The sequence below is a fragment of the Microcoleus sp. genome (assembly GCF_049646505.1).
GTDB lineage: Bacteria > Cyanobacteriota > Cyanobacteriia > Cyanobacteriales > Microcoleaceae > Microcoleus.
The window spans coordinates 1-3739 of the sequence record NZ_JBARVX010000398.1 but is presented as its reverse complement, the minus strand read 5'-3'; the positions used below and the strand labels follow the sequence as shown (position 1 = coordinate 3739).

The following is a 3739-nucleotide window of genomic DNA, read 5'->3' as shown; positions in this document are numbered from 1 at the left end:
CAGTTGCCAGTTGTTACCAATAACAAATAACAAATAACAAATAACAAATAACAAATAACAAATAACAAATAACAAATAACAAATAACAAATAACAAATAACAAATAACAAATAACAAATAACAAATAACAAATGACTTCTTCCCTCTAATTATGACTATTCAAAAATTTGTTGTCACCGCCGACCAAATGCGGCAAATAGAAGCCAGAATATTTGCTGCTGGAATGCCAGTAGCAGCTTTAATGGAAAAAGTCGCCGGATTGATTGCTAAACGCATTCAGGCGCTCTGGAAGGAAGAGGAAAGTTCGGTAACAAGCAATGTACGGGATTTAACGGATAGCAGGAAAAGGAAAGAAGGGAAAAAGATTGTTAATTCGACCTTGCCAGCGATCGGCGTATTAGTTGGGCCCGGACATAACGGCGGCGATGCTTTGGTTGTGGCTCGCGAATTGCACTTTGAAGGATTTCCCGTAGTTATTTACTGCCCGTTTTCTAAGCTTAAAGAACTCACAAAAAGTCATGCTGATTATGCCCGTTCTTTAAAAATTCCCTTTGTTGACAAAGTTGAATCGCTGAACAACTGCGATTTGCTGATCGATGGTTTGTTTGGCTTTGGATTGGAACGAGAAATTACTAATCCCACAGCCGCAGCTATTGAGGAAATAAATAATTTAAATATACCCATTTTTAGTATAGATATTCCATCGGGAATTCATACAGATACCGGAGCAGTTTTGGGGACGGCAATCCGGGCCAAACATACCTTGTGTTTGGGATTGTGGAAAATGGCTTTTCTGCAAGACCAAGCGTTAGAATATATCGGCAGTTGTGAATTAATTGATTTTGATATTCCCACAGCAGATATTGCAGCAATATTGGGCGATTCGCCAGCAATCCAACGCATTACCAAACCATTGGCAATCCAGCATTTGCCCTTGCCCCGATCGCCAATTTCGTACAAATACACCAACGGTCATTTACTAATTATTGCAGGTTCTCGCCGCTACAGCGGAGCCGCAATTTTGTCAGCATTGGGAGCAAGAGCAAGCGGTGTCGGAATGCTGTCAATTGCTGTTCCTGAGTCGATTAAACCGATGTTGAGCAGCCACTTGCCGGAAGCTTTAGTTATCGGATGTCCTGAAACCCCAAGCGGTGCAATTAGGGAGTTGCCGGTGGCAATTGATTTGAGGGCTTACGATGCGATCGCCGCCGGGCCCGGTCTGACATTGGAAGCCGCGATCGCTGTAGAATCTCTACTGGAGTGCGATCGACCTTTGGTTTTAGATGCCGACGGTTTAAATATCCTCGCTCAACTCGGCACAATCCCGATTTTGTCGGAACGCCGAGCACTGACAATTATCACGCCTCACCAGGGCGAATTTAAGCGTTTGTTTCCCGAATTAGCCGGCAAAACAGGCGATAGTCGAATTGCCGCAACTCAAGCCGCGGCTGAGCTTTGCGGTGCAGTCGTGTTGTTCAAAGGAGCGAAAGTTTGCATAAGTTGGAAGGATGACGGCGATTCCCTACAGGATAGCTGCGCCGCGCGTACCGTCACCTATCTCAATCCCGAAAGCACCCCAGCCCTCGCCAGAGGGGGCAGCGGCGACGTTCTCACGGGCTTGTTAGGGGGACTGTTAGCAGGTGCGTTAGCGTTAGCGAAGCGATCCGAAGGAAAGCCCGCCCCTACGGGGGCTGCGCCAACGAAGAGGATCGCCCGCAATTCTCCCCCGCAATCAGTGGCAGCAACAGCAGTGTGGTGGCACGCTCGAGCCGCAATTATGGCAGCCAAAGAACGGACAGAATTAGGAGTAGATGCCTTTACATTGACACAATATTTAATTCCCGCTTTGCGAGATTTTTCTGAGTAAACAATAGACCTCGACCATAAGATTCGGTAAAAAACCCAGTTTCTTTCTTTGACTAACTCAAACGAGCGACGCTCAAATGAGTGACACTCGAAAAAGCGACTGTGCAATCATAAAACCTAACAGTTATACCTGAAATATCAAATGCAAACACTCGAATGCAAAGAGGATTTCCATCATGTACACCGAAGAAAGAACCACGAACAATGAAACTTTGGCTCTCGCCGCCGATTCTACTTCTGGGTCAAATCTAGCCTTTTCTGAAGCATCTCGACTGATTAAACCCACTTTGCGGCGCGGTTCTACAGGTCAAGCTGTCAAGGAACTGCAACAGCTTCTATTTCATTGGCAATATTATTTCGGTCTGATTGATGGTATTTTCGGCGTCTATGTTGAAAACGCCGTCAAAGACTATCAACACCGCGTCTTTTTACTTGAAGATGGGGTTGTGGGTTCTCTAACTTGGCAAGCGCTATATTCTGGTGCACCCGATAAGCCGATTCAGATGATTGGTAGTTCAGGTAATGATGTCAAAATTGTTCAGAATGTCTTGAAATTGAATGGATACTATTTCGGTGCTGTTGATGGATTCTTCGGGCCAATGACAAAAGTAGCGGTGATCCAGTTCCAAACGAATAAGGGTTTACCAGCCGATGGAATTGTGGGGAAAAGAACTTGGCACGCTCTGAGCAAGTTACCGCATTAATCGCACTTGAAATCGCGATCCGCAGGTAGGGACATGGCATTGCCCATCTTCGTGTCAACAATCGCCTGAAAGCCTGGAGAAATCTGGGTTTTATCCCAAGTCTAGATCCCCCTAAATCCCCCTTAAGAAGGGGGACTTTGATCGGACTCTTGTCCCCCCCTTCTTAAGCTACCGTGTACACACATCTCTGTGTAGAACCAAAATCCTCGGAGATCCCCCTCGCATCCCCCTTAAAAAGGGGGACTTTGATTCCGGTTCCCCCCTTTTTAAGGGGGGTTAGGGGGGATCTCATGACTTGTGTGTACACCGTAGCCCTACAACCAGGGGGAGTAGGGGGCAAGAATGCGGGGGGATCTAGATTTAATAGTCAAACAGCCGTCTCTGACTGGGCTTGACCTTAAGTTGACACGAAAAAGGGCAATGCCTAAGTCCCTAATTATCCTTGATAGGAATGCTGTGCACCGGAAGGGCGATCGCAAATTCTGTTCCCGTTCCCGGCAATGAAAAACATTCTAAACTTCCCCCGTGTTTTTTCGTGACTATATCGTAGCAAATTGGCAGTCCCAATCCGGTTCCTTTGCCTTCTGCTTTCGTCGTAAAAAATGGCGAAAACAATTTTACTTTGATGTTTTCTGGCATCCCAATTCCATTGTCAGCTATCCGAATCTTTACGGTAGGATCGATAAGTTTTTCGCCCGAGTTGGCAACAGAGGTCGAAATTGTAATCGTATTGGGGTTGCTCTCAATCTCTTTGTAGGTTTTACCAACATTAGATTCTTCCAGAGCCTCGATCGCGTTAGCTATCAAATTCATAAATACCTGATTCAGTTGCCCCGGATAGCACTCTACGTTAGGCAATTCCCCGTAGTTTTTGACGATTTTAATGGCAGGGCGATCGCTCGACGCTTTCAATCGGTGCGATAAAATCATTAATGTGGTGTCAATTCGTTCGTGAATATTTGCTGGTTTTTTCTCAATCCCGTCAGTACGCGAGTAATTTCGCAAAGATTGCATGATGTCGCTGATGCGTTCGGTTCCCAACTTCATCGAGTCAATCATCTTCGGCAAATCTTCTACTAAATATTCTAATTCAATCGCTTCTATTTCATCTAAAATTTGTTGCCCGGGTTCGGGAAAGTTGTCTTGATAAACCTGAACTAAATTTATCA

General features: G+C 45.5%; 3 protein-coding genes. 2 read left to right on the top strand and 1 reads right to left on the bottom strand.

All coding sequences use genetic code 11. From position 1 onward, the window contains the following. Positions 1–151 precede the first annotated feature (151 nt). Complete coding sequence (locus WBA89_RS19850) at positions 152–1867, top strand: NAD(P)H-hydrate dehydratase (protein ID WP_424408910.1); 1716 nt, start codon at positions 152–154, stop codon at positions 1865–1867. Positions 1868–2042: 175 nt separating this feature from the next. Beyond that, entirely contained in the window at positions 2043–2570 is a 528-nt protein-coding gene (locus tag WBA89_RS19845) for a peptidoglycan-binding domain-containing protein (RefSeq protein ID WP_424408909.1), read from the top strand. Positions 2571–3002: 432 nt separating this feature from the next. On the opposite strand, the gene WBA89_RS19840 is transcribed toward WBA89_RS19845, so the two are convergent. Next, on the bottom strand, positions 3003–3739 hold a 737-nt coding region (locus tag WBA89_RS19840), incomplete at its 5' end, for a sensor histidine kinase (RefSeq protein ID WP_424408908.1).